This is a genomic window from Streptomyces sp. NC-S4, from assembly GCF_054353315.1.
Genome location: NZ_CM135937.1, coordinates 7,393,065 through 7,412,096, shown reverse-complemented (window position 1 = coordinate 7,412,096; position 19,032 = coordinate 7,393,065). Strand labels below are relative to the sequence as shown.

Sequence of the window (19,032 nt, the reverse complement as noted above, 5' to 3'; positions counted from 1 at the left end):
GGCAGTTGACGCCGAGCGGTGACCGGAAACGATCGACGCCCGCGCGCCACACCGGTCCGGGTCAGCGCTCCAGGACGAGTGCGATGCCCTGCCCGACCCCGATGCACAGGGCCGCCATACCCGTGCCGGAGCCCGCGGCCGCCAGCTGGTGCGCGACCGAACCGGCCAGCCGGGCGCCCGAGGCACCGAGCGGATGGCCGATCGCGATGGCGCCGCCCCGCGGGTTGACCACGGCCGGGTCGAGCTCCGGCCAGGCAGCCAGGCAGCCCAACGCCTGAGCGGCGAAAGCCTCGTTCAACTCGAAGGCGGTCAGATCGGCGAACCCGCGGCCGGACTTGGCGAGCGCCCGCTGCACGGCGTCCACCGGCCCCAGGCCGAAGAGCTGGGGCTCGATCCCGGTGACGGCGGAGGCGCTGATCCGGGCGAGCGGCTCCCGGCCGGTGGCCGCCAGGCCCTCCTCGTCGGTCAGCAGCAGCGCCGCGGCGCCGTCGTTGAGCGGGGAGGCGTTGCCGGCCGTGACCGTGCCCGTGCCGTCCGTCCGGAAGGCCGGCTTCAGACGGGCCAGCGCCTCGGGCGTGGAACCCTCCCGGATGCACTCGTCACGCGCCAGGTCCACACCGGAGTACGGGACGACCTCGCCGTCGTACAGCCCGGCGGACCAGGCGGCCGCCGCCTTGCGGTGGCTCTCCAGGGCGAAGGCGTCCTGCGCCTCGCGGGTGATGCCGTGCTTGTCCGCGACGAGTTCGGCCCCCTCGCCGAGCGAACCGGTCCACTCCTCGGGCATGCGCGGGTTGGTCATGCGCCAGCCCAGCGTGGTGGACCACATCTGCTGGTGCCCGGCCGGGAAGGCGCGCTCGGGCTTCTGCACGACCCAGGGGGCGCGGCTCATCGACTCGACCCCGCCCGCGATGGCCACGGAGGCGTCGCCGAGCGCGATGGCGCGGGCGGCCTGGATCACGGCTTCGAGGCCCGACCCGCAGAGCCGGTTGACGGTGACCCCGGGGACGCTCACCGGCAGCCCGGCCAGCAGCACCGCCATCCGGGCCACGTCCCGGTTGTCCTCGCCCGCGCCGTTGGCGTCGCCGAAGACGACGTCGTCGATACGGGCCGGATCGAGGTCCGGCGTACGCTCCACCAGCGCGCGCACGACGTGCGCGGCCAGGTCGTCCGGCCGGACCCCGGCGAGGGCGCCGCCGAACTTGCCGATCGGGGTGCGGACGGCGTCGACGACGTAGACGTCGCGGACGGTGCGGATGCTCATGGGGTCTCTCCTGGGCGGATCCGTACGGGCGGTGGCGCGTCGGTGCCGGTGTGGACACCGGGGCACGCCGCCGGGCACGCCCGGTGGGGCGCGCCCGCAGTCTCCGTCCGCACGTCACCGCCTGTCAACGGCTCCCCGGACCCGGACCCCGGCACCGTCAGGTCGACTCCCGGCCGATGGCGGCGGCCGCCATCAGATCGTGCCGCTCCGTGACCTCCGACGGCTCGCGCACCGCGTGGTCCACCAGCGAGGCCAGATGCTCGCCGGTCGGCATCTCCAGTCGTACGGTGCTCAGCCGGGGCCGCAGCAGTCGCCCGATCAGCAGGTCGTCGGCCCCGATGACGGCGACGTCCTCGGGGACGCGGAGCCCCTCGTCCTGGAGGGCCCGCATCAGCAGCATCGCGTACTCGTCGTTGTACGCGAACGCCGCGTCCAGCCCCAGCCCGCGCCAGCGGGCCGCGAGGGCCGCGGCCGATTCCTCGGAGTAGGCCATCGGCAGGGCCGTGACCTCGGCGCCCGCCACCGACCGGGCACCGGCGAGCCGGGGCACGGAGAACAGCTCCAGGCCCTCCTCCTCCGGGACGACCACCCCGATCCGCCGGCGGCCGCGTTCCACGAGATGGGCGGCGGCCCGGACGCCGACCTCCTGCTGGTCCATGACGAGCGCGTGCGCACCGGGCACGCCGACGGGGCCCATCGTGATCACCGCGCGGGCTCCGGCCCGCTTGAGGGTGGCGACGTTGCGCGCGGAGAGGGTGATCTCGCCGAGGGAGATCACGGCCACCGGACGCAGTTCCGCCCAGGCCCGCACGGCCTCGTCGCCGCTGAGTCCGAGGCTCCCGTACTGCACCACCGTGTAGTCGAGCCGGCGCAGCGCCCACTGGAGTTCGTTGAGGAAGGTGCTGTAGAGCGGCCCGGCCGGCACGTGGGAGGTGGGCAGCAGCACGATCCTGGTGTGCCCGGCGCGCAGGCTGCGGGCGGCGGCGTGCGGGACGTACCCGAGCTCCTCGGCGGCCTCGCGGACCTTGCGGCGGGTCGGCTCGCTGATGCGTACGGCTTCCGCGTTGTTCAGCACGTACGAGACCGTCGCGCGCGAGACACCGGCGAGGCGGGCCACGTCGGCACTCGTCGGAACGGGGGGCGGCGGCGGGGTGGCCGGTCCGGAGGCCGGGGCGGGCGGCTTCGGCGATTTCGATGACTGAGACATTGCCGTGGCATTTTTCCAGACCGATCACGCCCGAGGGCTGGCGGATGGCCGGAAACGGATGCTACACAGTGATTACACGAGTCATTGACACGTGTAACTGCGGCGTCACATCCCACTCCGGCCGAAGTGTCGACGCCGCGCCCCGCCGTGCCGCCGTCCTGCCGCGCTCCGTCGCACCCCCGCCGTCGCGTCAGGGCGGCGCGCACCCCTCCTCGCCCCCGCCGCAGCTCCTCCTCACCGTCCACCCGCATCCGCCCAGGAGGGCACCGTGGCCCTTTCCTCCCCCGGGGCCGGCTCCGCCGCCTCCACCGACGCGTCCCCCCGGGGCCTGCGCCGGACCCGGCTCCGGCTCCGGCCCCGGAGCCGCGCGGCGCGGTCCGCCGCCCCTGCTGCTCGTCGGCAACAGCGCCATGTACGCCCTGTTCGCCGGCGCGGCCGGGGTGCTGCTCGCGCTCCGGGCAGAGGACATCGATCCGGCGGACAAGGGGGCGAACTTCGGCCTGATCGCAGGGGTCTCGGCGGTCTTCGCCACGGTCTTCGACCCCGTCGCCGGCGCCCTCTCCGACCGCAGCGGACGGCGCGACCCCTGGATCCCCGGCGGTGGCCCGGCCGCGGCGGGGGCCCTCGCCGCGAAGCCGATCCGCGGCGTGCCCCGGCGCCCCGCACCGGGGGCCGCGCCCTCCGCACCTTTCGCGCCTCCCCACCCGACCGAAATCCACCGCCGAGAAAGGCACACCGTGCACCTGCACACCCGAACCTGGGGCGAGGGCGACCGCGTCGCCCTCCTGATCCACGGCATCATGGCCGACCACCGGACCTGGCGCCGGGTCGGCCCCGCCCTCGCCGACCACGGCTACCGCGTCATCGCCGTCGACCTGCGGGGCCACGGCGCCAGCGGCCGCGGCGCGTACAGCCCCGAGCTCTTCGCGGACGACGTGGTCGAGACCCTCCCGGCCGGCGCCGAACTCGCCATCGGCCACTCCCTCGGCGGCCTGACCCTGTCGCTCGCGGTGGACCGGCTGCGGCCGGCCCGTGCCGTGTTCTGCGACCCCGCGTTCCACCTGGCCGCCCCCGCCGACGGCATCGGTCCCGAGGTGCTCGCGCAGTTCAGGACGGCGACCAGGGAGCAGATACGGGCGATGAACCCGCGCTGGGAGGAGGTGGACGTCGACATCGAGCTGGAGACCCTGGCGCTCTGGGACGAACGGACCGCGCTGAGCCTCGCGCCGCTGGTCGGCACCGACCTGATGCCGCCCGCGCCGGTGGTCCCCTCCCTCGTGCAGCTCGCCGATCCGAGCGTCCTGATCGACGAGGAGCGGGCGCAGTTGCTCAAGACCCGCGGTTTCGAGGTGCGTTCGGTCGCCGGCGCGGGACACACCATCCACCGCGACGACTTCGACGGGTTCATGGCCTCCCTGGCGGGCTGGCTCTAGAACTCCCCTGCCGCTCCCCGTTACGGTCTTCCCTACCGACCGGTAATGGGGAGTGGTACGCGATGCTCGATTCAGCTGTTCCGACGGCTTCCGGCCTGGTCGACATGGTCGGCGCACTCGCCGAAGGAACCGTGTCGGCGCGGCGGTTGACCGAGGAGGCGCTGCGCCGGATCGCCGCGGCCCAGCCGGAGCTCAACGCCTTCCGGACCGTACGCGCCGAGGCCGCGCTCGCGGAGGCGGACGCGGCGGACCGGCGCCTGGCCGCGGGCGAGCGGCTGCCGCTGCTGGGCGTACCGCTGGCGGTCAAGGACGACATGGACGTCACCGGAGAGCCGACCGCCTTCGGCTGCGCGGGAGCCTTCGCCCCGAAGACGGCCGACAGCGAGGCGGTACGGAGGCTGCGGGCGGCCGGCGCCGTGATCGTGGGCAAGACCCAGACACCGGAGCTGGGGCAGTGGCCCGTCACCGAGGGCGAGGCCTTCGGAGAGACGCGCAACCCGTGGAACCCGGCCTATACGCCCGGCGGCTCCTCGGGCGGCTCGGCGGCCGCCGTGGCGGCGGGCCTGGTCCCGGCCGCGCTGGGCTCGGACGGGGCCGGCTCGGTCCGGATCCCGGCGGCCTGGACCCATCTGGTGGGCGTGAAGCCCCAGCGCGGGCGCATCTCCACCTGGCCGGAGCCGGAGTCCTTCCACGGACTCACGGTCAACGGCGTCCTGGCGCGCACGGTCGCCGACGCGGCGCTCCTGCTGGACGCCGCGAGCGGCCCGCACCCCGAGGACCTGCACCGCCCGGCGCGGATCTCGGCCGTCGAGGCGACCCGCCGCGCGCCCCGTCGGCTGCGGATCGCCCTCTCCTTCGCGATGGCGTTCACGGCGACGCCCAAGTCCCTGGACCCGGAGGTCCGTTCCGCGGTGGAGCGGCTGGCCGCGCGGCTGGAGTCGCTGGGCCACGAGGTGATCCCGGAGGACCCGCGTTACGGCCCGATCGGTCTGACCTTCGTACCCCGCGCGACCAGTGGCGTACGGGACTGGGTGGCGCGGGTGCCCGATCCCGCGCTGCTGGACCCGCGCACGCACGAGGCCGTGCGGACGGGCCGCGTCCTGGGCGGGCTCGCCCTGCGGGCCTCCCGCCGGGCGGAGGCGGTCCTGCGGCGGCGGGTCGGCGAGGTCTTCGACCGCTTCGACGTGGTGCTGACCCCGACGACGGCCACCCCGCCCCTGCGGATCGGCGCCCTGGCCGGGCTGGGGGCCATGGCCACGGACCGGGCGATGATAGCGGCCTGCCCGTACGCCTGGACGTGGAACGTGCTGGGCTGGCCGGGGGTGAACATCCCGGCGGGCCTCACGGCCGGCGGACTGCCGATGGGCGCCCAGCTGCTGGGCCCGGCGGACTCGGAGCCGCTGCTGCTGGGGCTGGCCGCGCAGGTGGAGGCGGCGGAGGGCTGGGCGGCGCTGCGGCCGGGCCGCTAGGCCGTCTCTTCCGGATCTTGCCGGGCCCGCGAGGCCCGGATCCGCGGTCAGTGCGACTCGGCCGCACGCTCGGCCTGGAGGGTGCGCAGGAGGTCGGCGGCAGGGCCGTCCACCGGGCGCCGGGTGTTGCCGAGGGCGATGACGGCGAGGCGCTTCTCCGGATCGAACCCCACGAAGGAGGAGAAGCCCCCCGTTCCTCCGTTGTGCCAGATCTGGAGGTGGCCGCCCTGCCGGGGGTGCAGGCGGTGGGCCATCCAGCCGAGGTGCACCCGGGCGAAGGAGTTCCTGCGGTACTCGACGGCACGGCTCAGCCGGATCGCCTCGGCGAGCCCTGCGGGGCCGCCGTCCAGCTGGGCCCGTACGAAGGCCACCAGATCGGTCGCGCTGGAGTGCAGGCCCCCCGCCCCCGCAAGGTCGGCGAGGTGCCACGGTGCGGTGGGCCGGCCGCGGCGGTCATGGCCCAGCGCGGAGCGCTGCGCGCGGGTGGCGTCCACCGTCACGACGGTGTCGGTCATGCCCAGGGGGGCGCAGATCTCACGGGTGATGAGGGTCTCGTACTCCGTGCCCGCCCGGCGGGCCAGGGCCAGTCCCAGCAGCCCGGCTCCGAGGTTGGAGTACCGGAACCGTCGCCCCGGAGTGGCCCGCAGCCGGGTCCCGGCCAGCCCGGACAGCAGGACGCCGGCCGTGCAGCCGGCGTACGGATCCGGCTTCGACGGGTGCAGCAGGGCCGGGAGCAACATGCCTTTCGGCAGTCGCGGGAGGCCGGAGGTATGGGTGGCCAGATGCTGCAGCGAGATCGGTCGTCCGCCCCGTGAGGGAACGGCCGTTCCGGCGGGCAGCAGATCACGGAGCGGCTCGTCGAGGTCCACCGTTCCGGCGACTGCCAGGCGCGCCAGGGCCAGGGCCGTGAACACCTTGGTCACCGAGCCGATCTCGAACAGGGTGTCGGGACCGGGGACGCGTCCGTGGTGGGCGCCGGTGGTGCCGGCGCCCCGTATCTCCACGGCGTCGTCCGCCACCGCGGCCACGACGACGCCGAGATGCTGCTCGGCCAGCCGGTCCGCGGTCCGCCGGGCCAGCGCTGCGAGTTCTTGTGCCATGCCGTTCATCATGGCGGCGTCGGCCCATGCGACGGGTGCGTCCCGATGATGATTTCCGACCCTCGGCACTGCGACCTGAGCAGTACGCACGGCGAGGCCGGAACGCGGGACGCGGCGTACCCGCCCCGGGCGTTGAACTGCCCGGGGCAGGTGGCGGATCCGGACGCCGAGCATGTAAGTTCCCATAAGGAACTATAGAGTGGGACACAACCGGAAGGCAGACGCGACCCATGGTTCAGCAGACGTGGACGGCCGTTGACGACTACTTCGACGGACTGCTGGTCGAGGAGGACGAGGCCCTGGTCGCCGCGGCCGCCACCACCGAGACCGCCGGACTGCCCGCCCACCAGGTGGCCCCCAACCAGGGCAAGCTGCTGAACCTCCTCGCCCGCGTCCGCGGCGCCCGCCGCATCCTGGAGATCGGCACCCTGGGGGGCTACAGCACCATCTGGCTGGCCCGCGCTCTCCCGGCCGACGGCCGGTTGGTCACGCTGGAGGTCGACGAGCGGTGCGCCGAGGTCGCGGCCGCCAACATCGCCCGGGCCGGGCTGGAGCACGTCGTCGAGATCCGGCGCGGCCGCGCCGTCGACCTGCTGCCCGACCTCGTCGGCGAAGCACCCTTCGACCTGGTCTTCATCGACGCCGACAAGCCCTCCAACCCCGCGTACCTGGAGTGGGCCCTGAAGCTCACCCGCCCCGGCAGCGTCATCATCGGCGACAACGTCGTCCGCGACGGCGCCGTCGTCGACCCGGACAGCTCCGACCCCCGCGTCCAGGGCGTGCGCCGGTTCGCCGAACTCATCTCCGAACACCCGCGGTTGACCGCCACCGCCCTGCAGACCGTCGGCAGCAAGGGCTACGACGGGCTGATCCTGGCCCTGGTCACCGACTGACCCCCGGCGCGGGCGCGGGCGCACGCCTCCTCCACCGGGGCCCCGGCAACCAGTAGCCTCACCCGGATGACGGCACTTTCGCATCAGAGCAGCGGTCCCATCGAGCAGCCCGGCCGGGACGGGGACACGGCCACCGTCGAGGCCGATCCGCGCGCGATCGGGCCCGTGCGGACCGAGTACGCCCCGGATCCCGACGGCGATCCCGACCCCGGCGAGATCGTGTGGACCTGGGTCCCCTTCGAGGAGAACGACGGGCGCGGCAAGGACCGTCCGGTGCTGGTCGTGGCCCGGGAGCCCGGTGGGCGGACCCTGCTCGCCGTGCAGCTGTCGAGCAAGCGGCACGACCACGACCGGGAGTGGGTGGCGATCGGGACGGGCCCGTGGGACAGCGCCGGGCGCGAGTCCTGGGTGGACGTGGACCGGGTGCTGCGGGTGCACGAGTCGGGGATGCGCCGCGAGGCCTGCGCGCTCGACCGCGGCCGCTTCGGCCTGGTCGTGGACCGGTTGCGCGAACGCTACGGCTGGCAGTGACCCGAGGGCCCGGGGGGTGGTCGCGGCGAGGCCCGCGGCCACCGTCCGGGACCGGCCCCGGCCTCCCGTGTCCCTGGCCCCGACCGTCCCGGCGATCTCCTAAGGTGAGCCCCGTAGGCGGACACAGGGAGTAGCGGACATGCGAATAGAACGACACAGGGTGAGCGAGACGGCCCTGGCTGCGGTGCGCGAGGACTTCGCGAACAAGATGATCTCGGACGTGTACTCCAGGTCCCGGGCCGGCCGGATCGACGCGTACGACTGGTGGGACATCACACTGCGGTTCCTCGACGGCCTCGGCGCGTTCTCCGCGGTGAACCCCGACCTCGACACCCCCGAGGCGAAGGCGATCCTGAGCGACGCGGCCGAAGCGGCCGTCGGCACCGTGTCGTTCGCCGCCTACTACCCGAAGGCGTTCTTCCACGTCTTCCTCAACTACGTCAACCTCGGACTCGACTACGAGGCCGACCCGGACGGCACCCCGCAGCCGGTCACGGCCGTCCGCTGGATCGACGCGTTCTGTGTCGCCATCCTCGCCGACAAGACCGAACGGCACGGCGAGGCCTTCCACTTCGCCCGCCTGGCGCCGCAGCGGGCCGGCGGGCCGGGGCTCCCCCCGGTGGAGCTGATCAACGGCCTGCTGGCGTACGTCAGCGGGGACATCGGGGTCGAGTACCAGAATGTCCCGCCCTCCCAGCAGGAGAGGCTCGCCGCGCTGGATGCCGCGCTCGCCCGGATCGACGACCGGCACGCCCGGGCCGGTGCCGGGTCCGGGGCGGCCGACCCCGCCACCGGCGCGCTGCGCGCCCTGCGCGCGCTGGCCGCCCGGGACCGGGAGGCCTTCGGAGCCGAGCTGGCCGCACTGCTGCTCCCCCACTCCCATCTGGACGATCCCCGGGCCGAGCCGCGCACCCTGCTGCCCCTGCTGCCGCTGGCACTGGCCGCGCTCGGCTACCGCCGCGAGGGCTGGCGGCCGCCCGTCCAGTCGGGCTACCTGCCGTGGGCGCTGGTCACCGGCTTCGAGACGCCGCCGCCGCGCGTGGGCCCGTACGGACGCGAGCGGCGGGCGGACGCCGTCGCGGCGCTGGCCGCGGGCCCGCTGGTCGTCGAGCGCCCCGAGATGCCGGATGCCGCGGGGCACGCCGACTACCTCGTGCGCGAGCTGTACGAGGCCGTCCGCACGGGGGGCGCGTCCGAGGACTCCGCCCGTCCGGACCGCCCGCTCGGCCCCGGGTACTGGTACGAGGCGGTGAAGCGCGCCCTGATCACCGGCAGCCGCGCGGAGCTCGCCCCGCTCGTCCTCAGCGGCCCCACCGCCCTGGAGGAAGACCGTTCCGCGTCCGCCGCGTACCGGCAGGCCCTGCACGACTACCTGCGGGGCGAGGACCCGGAGCCCGCCACGGACCGGGCCGTCGCCGAGGTCGCGAAGGCCCTGGACTGGGGCTTCCTCCCGGCGCCGGCCGTGCTCTTCTCCCAGCTGGTGGAGGGCGACGAGGAGAGCTTCAACCTGGCCCTGGCCGATGCCCTGGAGGCGCACCGCGACTACCACTCCGTGGGCGACCGGCTCTTCGGTGCCGGGGCCGACGCCGCGGTCGACTTCGACATCCTGGCCCTGGCCTGCCACGCGCGCCGCCGGGGCTGGCGGATCCGCGTCTCCTCGCCCTACCTGCCGGAGATCCTGCTGGGAGCGGCGCAGCCGTTCTGACACTGCCCGGGCCGACCGGGCCGACCGGGCCCCTCAGGCCGGGAAGGCCCGCTCGAAGGCCTCCCGGGAGGTGGGGTCGCGATCGAGGACGGCGAACACGACCTGCTCGAAGACCCCGGCGAACCGGTCCGCGAGCAGTCCCCGGAAGGCCTCGGCCACCTGGGCCGGGTCGTTGCGGAACACCCCGCAGCCCCACGCGCCCAGCACCAGCCGCCGGTACCCGTGCAGCGCCGCCACTTCCAGTACGAGCTCCGCGCGCCGCGCCAGCGCCGCCGGGATCTCGGCGGCGCGCTCGGGCTCCTGCCGCCGGATGGTGCCGGCGTTCGGCGCGGGCGAGGTGAGGAAGCCCACCCGGAACGGGACCTCCAGCAGATCGCCCCGGTCGTCGCGGAAGACGGGGACCCCGGGCGAGTGAATCACCCGGTCGGTGTAGAAGGTGCTCCGCTCCGCGCGGTGGACCTCGTAGTACTCCGGGGCCTCGAGCAGGGTCTCGTACAGGGCCGAGGCGCGGCACAGTGCCTCCTCCTGCGCCTTGGCCCCGCGGACGTAACCGCCCCCGGGGTTACGGGCCGAGGCGAAGTTCAGGACCGCGACGGGGGACGGATCCGGTGGGGCCGGGGTGGCGGTCGCGAGCCTGCGGGCGGCGACCGTGCTGCTCTCCGCCGTGACCTCGACAGCGGTCGCGCGGCCGCCGGAAGCGATCTTCCCGTCTGGAATGACCCGGTTTGGTCCATATATCCTGGTTCCGGCCTTGGCGTCCGCCAGGGCGGCGGCCAGCGGAACCTGCCGTCCCGACCGCGTCCGGTACCCCCCGGCCGCCAGGATCTCCGCGTTCTCCCGCGCGATCTCGCGCAATCTGCTGCTCACGCCGCCATCTTCCGCACCCCGATTCCCGGCGGCAAAGGGTTTTGTGCCCCGAGGAGGGGTAGGCACGGGTGATGTCACGACCGACGACAGGAGACGAGGACCCGGTCATGTCCCAGGACTCAACCGCTCCCCCACCCGCGCCCGGCCCGACCCCCGTGCCCTCGATCAGCGAGACGCAGGCCGAGGACCTGATCCACGGCATCTGTTTCAAGACCGGCCCGCCCCGCCTCCTCGGCGCCGAACTCGAATGGCTGGTCCTGGACGCCGAGCGTCCGGAGCAGCCCCTGCCGCCCGAGCGGCTCCGGGCCGCCCACACCGCGGCCCGCGCACTGCCCCTGCACTCCCGGGTGACCGTCGAGCCGGGCGGCCAGCTCGAACTCAGCTCGGCCCCCGCCACCTCCCTCAGCGGCTGCGTGGACGGCCTGCAGGCCGATCTCACCGCCGTCCGCGCCGCCCTGCTGGCCCAGGGCCTGGTCCTGCGCGGCCTCGGCCGCGACCCCCGCCTCCCGTACCGCCGGCTGCTCAGCAGCCCGCGCTACGACGCCATGGAGGCCTACTTCGACCGCACCGGCCCGGCCGGGCGCGCCATGATGTGCGCCTCCGCCTCCGTGCAGGTCTGCGTGGACGCCGGGTACGAGGAGCCGGGCGTGCTCGGCCACGGCCGGCGCTGGCGGCTGGCGCACCTGCTGGGCGCCGTCCTGGTGGCCGCCTTCGCCAATTCCCCCGCGGACGAGGGCCCGTACGCCGGGTGGCGCTGTGCCCGGCAGGGGATCTGGAGCGACCTGGACTCCGGGCGCGCGCTCGCCCCGCCGCTGGACGCGCAGCCGCGCGCCGCGTGGACCCGGCAGGCCCTGGACACCGAGGTGATGTGCGTCCGCTCCTACGAGGACGACGGCCCGTGGGAGACCCCGCCGGGCACGACCTTCCGCGACTGGCTGCGCACGGGCGGGCACCCCGCGCTGCGGCCGCCCACCGCCGAGGACCTGGACTACCACCTGACCACGCTCTTCCCGCCGGTCCGGCCGCGCGGCCACCTGGAGCTGCGGATGATCGACGCACAGCCCGGCGACGACGGCTGGCTGGTCCCCGTGGCCGTCGTGCACGCACTGTTCGACGATCCGGAGGCCACCGAGACCGCGTACCGGGTGGCCAAGGGGCTGGCCGACTCCTACGGCGGCCACCCCGCACCCCGCAATCCGCTCTGGCGGTCGGCCGCCCGGCACGGGCTGGCCGATCCGGAGCTGCGGGCGTCCGCGAAGGCCTGCTTCCGGGCCGCGGCCGAGGCCCTGCCCCGGCTCGGCGCGAGCACGCACGTCCGGGACACGGTCGGCGCCTTCACCGAACGCTACGTACTGCGCGGCCGATGTCCGGCCGACGACCCGTCCACGCAGGTGCTCACCGGAAAAGAGGTCCGCCGATGACCACCGGATCGCCCCCGGTCCCCGCCTCCGGCTCCGACTCCCGCCTGCGGGAGCGGGCGGCCGCCGCCCTGACCGCGGCACGCATACGCACGGCAGGCCTCACCGACGCGGTGACCGACGAGGACCTCACCGCCCAGCACTCCCCGCTCATGTCGCCGCTGGTCTGGGACCTGGCGCACATCGGGAACCAGGAAGAGCTCTGGCTGCTCCAGCGCGTCGCCGGACGCGAGTCGATGCGCCCCGAGATCGAGCCCCTCTACGACGCCTTCCAGCACCCCCGCGCCGAGCGGCCCAAGCTGCCGCTGCTCGGACCCTCGGAGGCCCGCCGGTACGCGGCCGAGGTGCGCGGCCGGGTCTTCGACCTGCTGGAGCGGACGCCGCTGGAGGGCAGCACGCTCCTCGACGACGGATTCGCCTTCGGAATGATCGCCCAGCACGAGCAGCAGCACGACGAGACCATGCTGATCACCCACCAGCTCCGCCGGGGCGCGCCGGTACTGACCGCCCCCGAGCCGGACGGTCCCTACGATCCACCGACCGCCGCCGAAGTCCTCGTGCCCGGGGGCCCGTTCACGATGGGCACCTCGGCCGAGCCGTGGTCGCTGGACAACGAACGCCCCGCGCACGTCCGGGACACCGCACCCTTCTGGATCGACACCCTTCCCGTGACCAACGCCGCGTACCTGGCGTTCATCGCCGACGGCGGATACCGCGATCCGCGCTGGTGGGCGGCGCCGGGCTGGGAGCAGATCCGCGAGCACTCCATCGAGGCCCCGCTGTTCTGGCACCGGGAGGCCGGCCAGTGGCTGCGCCGCCGCTTCGGGGTGATCGAGCCGGTACCCGCCGAAGAACCGGTTCTGCACGTCAGCTGGTACGAGGCGGACGCCTACGCCCGCTGGGCGGGGCGGCGGCTGCCCACGGAGACGGAGTGGGAGAAGGCCGCCCGGCACGACCCGGTGACGGGCCGCTCCACCCGCTACCCGTGGGGCGACGCCGACCCGACCCCCGCACACGCCAACCTCGGGCAGCGCCACCTGCGCCCGGCGCGCGCGGGCAGCTACCCGGCCGGGGCCTCCCCGCTCGGGGTGCGCCAGCTGATCGGCGACGTGTGGGAGTGGACCGCCTCCGACTTCCTGCCGTACCCGGGCTTCCGGGCCTTCCCGTACCGGGAGTACTCGGAGGTGTTCTTCGGCCCGGAGCACAAGGTGCTGCGCGGCGGCTCGTTCGCCGTGGACCCGGTGGCCTGCCGGGGCACCTTCCGCAACTGGGACCTTCCGGTGCGGCGGCAGATCTTCGCCGGCTTCCGGACCGCGAGGGACCTCTGATGTGCCGCCATCTGGCCTACCTGGGGCCGGTGGTGGCGCTCGGGGAGCTGCTGGGCGAGCCGGAGCACTCGCTGGTGCGCCAGTCCTGGGAGCCCCGCCGCCAGGTGTCCGGGACGGTCAACGCCGACGGCTTCGGCGTCGGCTGGTACGCGGAGGGCGACCCGGTGCCCGCCCGCTACCGGCGGTCCGGTCCGATCTGGGGCGACCTGACCTTCGCCGACCTCGCCCGGGTGGTCCGCAGCGGGGCCGTCCTGGCCGCCGTACGGGACGCCACGGACCCCGGGGCCGACGGTGAGGCGGCCGCGGCGCCGTTCGCGGACGGGCCGTGGCTGTTCAGCCACAACGGCTCGGTGCGGAACTGGCCGGACTCCGCCGCCCCGCTCGCCGCCGGGCTGCCGGCAGCGGCACTGCTCCGGTTGGCCGCGCGCACCGACTCGGCGCTGGTCTGGGCACTGGTCCTGCACCGGCTGCGGGCCGGGGACGACCTGGGCACGGCGCTCGCCGAGCCGGTCCGGGAACTGGCCTCGGCGGCTCCCGGCTCCCGGCTGAACCTGCTGCTCACGGACGGCGTCACGATCGCCGCGACGGCCTGGGGCGATTCGCTCTGGTACCTGGCCGACGCGGAACGGCGGCGCACCGTGGTGGCCTCCGAGCCGTACGACGACGACACCCGGTGGCGCGAAGTGCCCGACCGGACCCTCCTGACCGCCACCCGCACCAGGGTCGAACTGACCCCGCTCAAGGAGAACTCCCTGTGAACGACTTTCAGTTGACCCGGACGCTGGACGAGCACGCCGCGGAGACGGCGCTGCGCGCGGATGTGCTGCACGGGCTGACGCAGGCGCCGAAGGTGCTGCCGCCCAAGTGGTTCTACGACGCGCGGGGCAGCGAGCTCTTCGAGGAGATCACCCGGTTGCCGGAGTACTACCCGACGCGCGCGGAACGGGAGATCCTGCTGGAGCGGGCGCGGGAGATCGCCACCGAGAGCGGCGCCCGCACCCTGGTGGAGCTGGGCTCCGGGTCCTCGGAGAAGACCCGGCACCTCATCGAGGCGATGCCCGCGCTGGACACGTACGTGCCGGTGGACGTGAGCGAGAGCGCGCTGCGGGGGGCGGCCGAGACGCTGCTGGCGGAGCATCCGGGGCTGCGGGTGCACGCCCTGCTGGCCGACTTCACGCGTGCGCTGCGCCTGCCGGACTCCCCCGGGCCCCGGCTGGTGGTGTTCCTGGGCGGCACGATCGGGAACCTGCTGCCGCCGGAGCGGGCGGTGTTCCTGGCGTCCGTACGGGCGATGCTCTCGCCCGGGGACGCGCTGCTGATGGGGACGGACCTGGTGAAGGACGAGGCCGTGCTGGTGTCGGCCTACGACGACGCGCGGGGGGTGACGGCCGAGTTCAACAAGAACGTGCTGGCGGTCATCAACCGGGAGCTGGGGGCGGACTTCCACACGGCCGACTTCGCACACGTTGCGGTGTGGAACGAGGAGCAGGAGTGGATCGAGATGCGGCTGCGGGCCCGGTCGGAACTGGTGGTGAAGATCCGGGCGCTGGATCTGGTGGTGCCGTTCGCGGCGGGTGAGGAGATCCTGACGGAGGTCTCCGCGAAGTTCCGTCAGGAGGGCGTGCGCAAGGAGCTGGCGGCGGCCGGACTGGAGCTGACCCAGTGGTGGACGGACGCGGCGGGCCGGTTCGCGCTGTCCCTGTCGGTCGCCGACGGCGTGGCCGGCTGAGCGGGGACGCCCGGTAGCGGGTCCGGGGCGGGGGTCGCGGTCCACGCCCCGGTGACGGCCCGCTGAGCCGCCGCCGCGAGGTCCCGCCGGTGCGCGTACCGGCCCGGCGGGATCCGCGGCAGCAGCCTGACCTCGGCCCGCACCCCGCGGGCCCGGGCGATCCGCCACAGCGAGGCGGTCAGCGGGTCGTCCCCGACGAAGGCGGGCGCCCCGGCCGGACTCCCGTCGCGGCGCAGGTAGGCGAGGCGCAGCGGCTGTACGGGGACCCGCGCGTCCAGGGCGGCCTGGAACGCGGCCCGGCGGAAGGTGCCCTGGGCCCGCCCGCACCACGTGGAGCCCTCGGGGAAGACCGTGACCCGGTCCCCGGCGAGCAGCGCCCCGGCGATGGTCTCCACGGTGGCGGGCAGGGCGCGGATCCGGTCGCGCTCGATGAACAGGGTGCCGGCCCGTCCGGCGAGGCGGCCGAGCACCGGCCAGGCCCGGATGTCGCTCTTGGCCAGCATCCGGCAGGGCAGCGCGGCGGCCACCAGCGGGATGTCCAGCCAGGAGATGTGGTTGGCGACCAGCAGTCGGCCGCCGTCCGGACCCGGGGTGCCGTGCACGGTGATCCGGATGCCGAAGGCCCGTACGAGCGCGGCCGACCAGGCCCGTACCACCGCGTGCCGGGGGCCGGCCGGCAGCAGCCGGACCGGCGGGGCGCCCAGGATCCCCAGCAGGATCAGGGTCACGGCGGCGGCGAGTCTGAACACCGCCCGCGGAACGCTCGCGGTGTCCCCCTCGTGCCCGGCACAGGCCTCGGGGGTACAGGGCGAGGTGGGCAGCCAGACGCTCATGCGCCCGGGACGAGCGAGCGGAAGTGCTTGAGGTAGCGCGGGTTGGTCCGGCGCAGCGAGAGCAGGACGTAGAGGTCGGCGCAGCCGAACTCGGCGTCGAGGGCGGGCTCGCCGCACACCCAGGCGCCGAGGCGGAGGTAGCCGCGCAGCAGCGGGGGCAGTTCCATGCGGTCGGGGAAGGTGATGCCCGCGGGGCTCCAGGGGAGGTGCGGGGTGACCCGGTACTCCTCGGGGGCGAGGCTGCGGGTGAGGGCGGTCTCCCGGGTGGCGGCGGCCAGGACCCCGCCGTCGGCGAGCGGTATCGAGCAGCAGCCGGCGAGCCAGTTGTGCCCGGTGCGGTCCATGTAGTGGGCGAGGCCGGCCCAGATGAGGGCGATGACGGCGCCGTTGCGGTGGTCGGGGTGGACGCAGGAGCGGCCGACCTCGACGAGGTCGGGGCGGATGGGGGCGAGGGCCGAGAGGTCGAATTCCCCCTCGGAGTAGAGGCGGCCGGCGACGGCGGCGCGTTCCGGCGGCAGCAGCCGGTAGGTGCCGACGACCTGCTCGGCGTCCTCGTCGATGACGAGGAGGTGGTCGCAGTACGCGTCGAAGGCGTCGGCGTCGAGGCCGGGCTCGGGCCCGTCCAGGCGGGCGCCGAGCTCGCCGGCGAAGACCTGGTGGCGCAGCCGCTGGGCGGCGCGCACCTCGTCCTCGTCGCGGGCGAGGCGGACGGCGTAGCGAGGCCCTTCGGCGGGCGCGCCGGGTGCGGCGGCCCGGTTCCCGACGGGGGTGAGGCGGGTGGCGGGCGCGGGTGAGGGGGTCGGCGCCGGGGCGGTGAGGGGGGACGGGGACAGGGGTGCGATCGTCATGGCGGCTCCTGATCCGGGCACGTGGGGCCGGGCCCGCAGGTGCGTGGCCTGGCTCCTTTACTTCTTCCGTGACCGGCTGGATTCGACATGACCGCTCAGCGGCCCGCGGATGTGCGGACGCTGAACTCGGCGGTACCCCCGCCCCCGGCGGCGGCCGGGGCACCGGCTCAGCGGTCGGCGCTGAGGACCTTGCCCATCTCCTCGGAGGCGGCCCGGGCGGCCTGCTTGGGGTCCCGGCCGGTGAGCACGGCCGTCATGAAGGGCTTGATCGGGTTCTTCGCCTCGACCTCGGCCCAGCGGGCGGAGGTGGGGGTGGCACGGCCCTGGGCGGCGCCGGGGGCCATGGCGGCCGCGCCCTCGTTGCCCTCGACGGCGCGCGCGAGGCTGGTCTTGTTGGGCACGTAGCTCATCGTGCGGGCGAGTTCGGTCTGCCACTTCTCGCTGACGAGGGCCGTGATCACGTCCACGGCGCCCTTCCGCTGTCCGGTCCGCGCCGGGATGATCAGGTCGGAGCCGCCGGTGAAGACGGCCCCCGCCCGGTCGGAGGTCTTGCCGGGGATGGGGAAGAAGCCGAGCTTGCCCTTCAGGGCGGGGTTGGCCGCCTCGATCTCGGCGGCCTGGCCGGGCGGGGCGATGATCTGGGCGACCTGGCCGCGGGCGAAGACCTGCGACTGCGGGGGCGTCTCCTCGTCGGCGTTCTTGGGTCCGTCGCCGAGGGCCTGGAGCTGCTTGTAGAAGTCCATGCCGGCCAGGGCCTTGTCGTCGTCGAGCGCGCCGACCCACTTGCCGTTGGTCTCGACGGCGAGTTCGCCGCCCTCGTCCCAGATGAAGCCGGCGAGGACGTACCAGTTCTGGCCCGCGAGGTAGATGCCCTGCTGGTCGCCCTTGTCGAGCTTCTGGGTGGCCTGGATCCACTCCTGGCGGTTCCTGGGCGGGGTCTTGATGCCGGCGTTCGCGAAGAGGTCCTTGTGGTAGATGACCACCCGGTTGGCGGCGTACCAGGGGACTCCGTACTGGGCGCCGTTGATGGTTCCCGGGTCGGCGAGGCCCTTGAGCCAGTCCTTGCTGCCCCATTCGCGCAGGCCTTCGAGGGTGAGTTCCTCGAGGCCGCCGTTCTCGATGTACGTGGCGACCTGGGTGTTGCCGACCTCGATGACGTCGGCGCTCTCCTTGCTCGTGCCGTCGAGGACGGCGTTGACCTTGTCGCCGATGCCCGTCCACTCCTGGATCCTGACGTCGAGGTCGGTGCCGGGGTGTTCCGTCTCGAACTCCGCGGTGAACCGGGCGATGAAGTCCTCCGAGGCGCTGCCCTTCATCAGCCAGAGCGTGACCTTCTGCGACCCTCCGGCCGGGTCGGCCGACCCGCTGCAGCCCGTGAGGGCGGTGGCTGCCGCGAGGGCGGTGCACACGGCGAGGAAGCGCATCTTCAAGAGGGTCACCTTCCGGGATCGGTCTCGGATGGCTCGAAATTGGCATAGACCAATAGGCCGGTCAAGGGCCTTTCGCTCGGGATTGTTCGCCCAAAGTTCGCGGACCCGCACTTACTGGGGCACCGTAGAACCAGGCAAAAGCCACCCACCGTCGGGAGACCTCCATGTCCAATCACACGTACCGGGTGACCGAGATCGTCGGCACCTCCCACGAGGGCATCGATCAGGCCATCCGCAACGGGATCGCCCGCGCGGGCCAGACCGTGCGGAACCTGGACTGGTTCGAGGTGGTTCAGGTACGCGGCCACATCGAGAACGGGGAGATCGCCCACTACCAGGTGGGGCTGAAGGTCGGCTTCCGCCTCGAAGGCGAGGACTGAGCCCCGGAACGGCCCCGGCCCCGACCCGCGGGACCGCGCCCCCGGCTCCCCGGATCAGGTCCGGCCCTCGACCTCCTGGGCGGTCTCCAGCTCGGGCGCGTCCGCCGCCCAGTCGGCGAGCACCACCCGGAATCCGGCGGCGCGCGCGGCCCGGCAGACGAGCTCGTCGTCGTCGACGAGCATCCGCACCTCCCGGCCCCGGGAGATCCGCCGCAGCACCTCCAGCTTGGTCGTGCGGGCCGGCCGCCGGTCCTGGTTGCCGCGCATGAACAGCCGTCCCTCCGGCAGACCGTGCCGGGTGAGCCAGTCGAGCGTGTCCGCGCGGCACCGCTCCGGGCGCCCGGTCAGGTACACCACCTCACACTCGGCCGCGCTCTCCGCGGCCAGCGCCACCCCGCGCGCGAGCGGCGGATCGGCCGGGGCGGCGGCGAAGAAGCCGGCCCAGTCCCGGGGCCGGCGCTCCAGGAACCGCTGGCGATGGCCGGTGTCCGCCAGGGTGTTGTCGAGGTCGAAGACGGCCAGCGGCCGGGTGGTGTGCTCACTCATCCCGCCAGCGTAGGAGAGCCGTACGGGGAATCCTCACGGCCGCCGGGCGTTGAG

The 19,032-nt window shown here is 74.3% G+C and carries 18 protein-coding genes; 10 read left to right on the top strand and 8 right to left on the bottom strand.

The features are described 5' to 3' along the window. Positions 1-61: 61 nt before the first annotated feature. Positions 62-1,261 carry a thiolase family protein gene (locus ACXNSR_RS33150; RefSeq protein ID WP_458639038.1) on the bottom strand — a complete coding sequence of 400 codons (1,200 nt, stop codon included), beginning with the start codon at positions 1,259-1,261 and terminating at the stop codon, positions 62-64. A 157-nt stretch (positions 1,262-1,418) separates the two neighbouring features. Continuing rightward, entirely contained in the window at positions 1,419-2,468 is a 1,050-nt protein-coding gene (locus ACXNSR_RS33145; RefSeq protein WP_458639037.1) for a LacI family DNA-binding transcriptional regulator, read from the bottom strand. 737 nt (positions 2,469-3,205) lie between these two features. Between ACXNSR_RS33145 and ACXNSR_RS33140 the strand changes: the two genes are divergently transcribed. Then, complete coding sequence (locus ACXNSR_RS33140) at positions 3,206-3,901, top strand: alpha/beta fold hydrolase (RefSeq protein WP_458643464.1); 696 nt, start codon at positions 3,206-3,208, stop codon at positions 3,899-3,901. A gap of 62 nt (positions 3,902-3,963) precedes the next feature. Continuing rightward, a complete protein-coding gene (locus tag ACXNSR_RS33135) occupies positions 3,964-5,370 on the top strand; it encodes an amidase (RefSeq protein ID WP_458639036.1) in 1,407 nt (468 codons plus the stop codon). A 47-nt stretch (positions 5,371-5,417) separates the two neighbouring features. On the opposite strand, the gene ACXNSR_RS33130 is transcribed toward ACXNSR_RS33135, so the two are convergent. Further along, positions 5,418-6,470 (bottom strand): serine hydrolase domain-containing protein, encoded by a 1,053-nt coding sequence (locus ACXNSR_RS33130; protein ID WP_458639035.1) that lies wholly within the window; start codon positions 6,468-6,470, stop codon positions 5,418-5,420. Positions 6,471-6,700: 230 nt separating this feature from the next. On the opposite strand from ACXNSR_RS33130, the gene ACXNSR_RS33125 reads away from it, so the two are divergent. The 3 genes from ACXNSR_RS33125 (at position 6,701) to ACXNSR_RS33115 (ending at position 9,599) form a co-directional block, all read left to right on the top strand. Continuing rightward, complete coding sequence (locus ACXNSR_RS33125; RefSeq protein ID WP_458639034.1) at positions 6,701-7,363, top strand: O-methyltransferase; 663 nt, start codon at positions 6,701-6,703, stop codon at positions 7,361-7,363. 66 nt (positions 7,364-7,429) lie between these two features. Next, complete coding sequence (locus ACXNSR_RS33120; RefSeq protein WP_458639033.1) at positions 7,430-7,894, top strand: type II toxin-antitoxin system PemK/MazF family toxin; 465 nt, start codon at positions 7,430-7,432, stop codon at positions 7,892-7,894. A 160-nt stretch (positions 7,895-8,054) separates the two neighbouring features. Then, entirely contained in the window at positions 8,055-9,599 is a 1,545-nt protein-coding gene (locus ACXNSR_RS33115; protein WP_458639032.1) for an immunity 49 family protein, read from the top strand. Between the two features lie 33 nt (positions 9,600-9,632). On the opposite strand, the gene ACXNSR_RS33110 is transcribed toward ACXNSR_RS33115, so the two are convergent. After that, on the bottom strand, positions 9,633-10,466 hold the full coding sequence (locus ACXNSR_RS33110) for a TIGR02452 family protein (protein WP_458639031.1): 834 nt from the start codon (positions 10,464-10,466) through the stop codon (positions 9,633-9,635). 107 nt (positions 10,467-10,573) lie between these two features. On the opposite strand from ACXNSR_RS33110, the gene egtA reads away from it, so the two are divergent. From egtA to egtD, 4 genes are read left to right on the top strand one after another with little or no spacing between them, the layout of a single operon-like run. Beyond that, complete coding sequence (gene egtA / locus ACXNSR_RS33105) at positions 10,574-11,887, top strand: ergothioneine biosynthesis glutamate--cysteine ligase EgtA (RefSeq protein WP_458639030.1); 1,314 nt, start codon at positions 10,574-10,576, stop codon at positions 11,885-11,887. After that, positions 11,884-13,212, top strand: a complete 1,329-nt coding sequence (gene egtB, locus ACXNSR_RS33100) for an ergothioneine biosynthesis protein EgtB (protein ID WP_458639029.1) — start codon at positions 11,884-11,886, stop codon at positions 13,210-13,212. Before egtA ends, egtB begins: the two co-directional genes overlap by 4 nt. Beyond that, complete coding sequence (gene egtC / locus ACXNSR_RS33095) at positions 13,212-13,970, top strand: ergothioneine biosynthesis protein EgtC (protein ID WP_458639028.1); 759 nt, start codon at positions 13,212-13,214, stop codon at positions 13,968-13,970. The genes egtB and egtC overlap by 1 nt, the downstream gene beginning before the upstream one ends. Beyond that, positions 13,967-14,941 (top strand): L-histidine N(alpha)-methyltransferase, encoded by a 975-nt coding sequence (gene egtD / locus ACXNSR_RS33090; protein ID WP_458639027.1) that lies wholly within the window; start codon positions 13,967-13,969, stop codon positions 14,939-14,941. Before egtC ends, egtD begins: the two co-directional genes overlap by 4 nt. Here the strand turns inward: egtD and ACXNSR_RS33085 are convergent. The 3 genes from ACXNSR_RS33085 to ACXNSR_RS33075 form a co-directional block, all read right to left on the bottom strand. Further along, entirely contained in the window at positions 14,824-15,774 is a 951-nt protein-coding gene (locus ACXNSR_RS33085; protein WP_458639026.1) for a lysophospholipid acyltransferase family protein, read from the bottom strand. The genes egtD and ACXNSR_RS33085 overlap by 118 nt on opposite strands. Then, the gene (locus ACXNSR_RS33080; RefSeq protein ID WP_458639025.1) at positions 15,771-16,622 is read right to left on the bottom strand and encodes a GNAT family N-acetyltransferase; all 852 of its coding nucleotides are present in this window, start codon (positions 16,620-16,622) and stop codon (positions 15,771-15,773) included. The genes ACXNSR_RS33085 and ACXNSR_RS33080 overlap by 4 nt, the downstream gene beginning before the upstream one ends. A 167-nt stretch (positions 16,623-16,789) precedes the next feature. Then, positions 16,790-18,052, bottom strand: coding sequence for an extracellular solute-binding protein (locus ACXNSR_RS33075; protein ID WP_458639024.1), 1,263 nt, complete (start codon positions 18,050-18,052; stop codon positions 16,790-16,792). 164 nt (positions 18,053-18,216) lie between these two features. On the opposite strand from ACXNSR_RS33075, the gene ACXNSR_RS33070 reads away from it, so the two are divergent. Further along, complete coding sequence (locus ACXNSR_RS33070) at positions 18,217-18,432, top strand: dodecin (RefSeq protein ID WP_030663252.1); 216 nt, start codon at positions 18,217-18,219, stop codon at positions 18,430-18,432. A gap of 54 nt (positions 18,433-18,486) precedes the next feature. Here the strand turns inward: ACXNSR_RS33070 and ACXNSR_RS33065 are convergent, their stop codons facing one another. Then, positions 18,487-18,978: a phosphatase domain-containing protein gene (locus ACXNSR_RS33065; protein ID WP_458639023.1), complete on the bottom strand. Its 492-nt coding sequence runs from the start codon at positions 18,976-18,978 to the stop codon at positions 18,487-18,489. Positions 18,979-19,032 lie beyond the last annotated feature (54 nt).

What these genes read in the sequence shown, in the direction of transcription:
- ACXNSR_RS33085 (WP_458639026.1), bottom strand. Translation starts at nt 15,774, where the DNA reads ATGAGCGTCTGGCTGCCCACCTCGCCCTGTACCCCCGAGGCCTGTGCC.
- ACXNSR_RS33080 (WP_458639025.1), bottom strand. Translation starts at nt 16,622, where the DNA reads ATGACGATCGCACCCCTGTCCCCGTCCCCCCTCACCGCCCCGGCGCCG.
- egtA (WP_458639030.1), top strand. Translation starts at nt 10,574, where the DNA reads ATGTCCCAGGACTCAACCGCTCCCCCACCCGCGCCCGGCCCGACCCCC.
- ACXNSR_RS33150 (WP_458639038.1), bottom strand. Translation starts at nt 1,261, where the DNA reads ATGAGCATCCGCACCGTCCGCGACGTCTACGTCGTCGACGCCGTCCGC.
- ACXNSR_RS33130 (WP_458639035.1), bottom strand. Translation starts at nt 6,470, where the DNA reads ATGGCACAAGAACTCGCAGCGCTGGCCCGGCGGACCGCGGACCGGCTG.
- ACXNSR_RS33135 (WP_458639036.1), top strand. Translation starts at nt 3,964, where the DNA reads ATGCTCGATTCAGCTGTTCCGACGGCTTCCGGCCTGGTCGACATGGTC.
- egtC (WP_458639028.1), top strand. Translation starts at nt 13,212, where the DNA reads ATGTGCCGCCATCTGGCCTACCTGGGGCCGGTGGTGGCGCTCGGGGAG.
- egtB (WP_458639029.1), top strand. Translation starts at nt 11,884, where the DNA reads ATGACCACCGGATCGCCCCCGGTCCCCGCCTCCGGCTCCGACTCCCGC.
- ACXNSR_RS33125 (WP_458639034.1), top strand. Translation starts at nt 6,701, where the DNA reads ATGGTTCAGCAGACGTGGACGGCCGTTGACGACTACTTCGACGGACTG.
- ACXNSR_RS33065 (WP_458639023.1), bottom strand. Translation starts at nt 18,978, where the DNA reads ATGAGTGAGCACACCACCCGGCCGCTGGCCGTCTTCGACCTCGACAAC.
- ACXNSR_RS33145 (WP_458639037.1), bottom strand. Translation starts at nt 2,468, where the DNA reads ATGTCTCAGTCATCGAAATCGCCGAAGCCGCCCGCCCCGGCCTCCGGA.
- ACXNSR_RS33070 (WP_030663252.1), top strand. Translation starts at nt 18,217, where the DNA reads ATGTCCAATCACACGTACCGGGTGACCGAGATCGTCGGCACCTCCCAC.
- ACXNSR_RS33120 (WP_458639033.1), top strand. Translation starts at nt 7,430, where the DNA reads ATGACGGCACTTTCGCATCAGAGCAGCGGTCCCATCGAGCAGCCCGGC.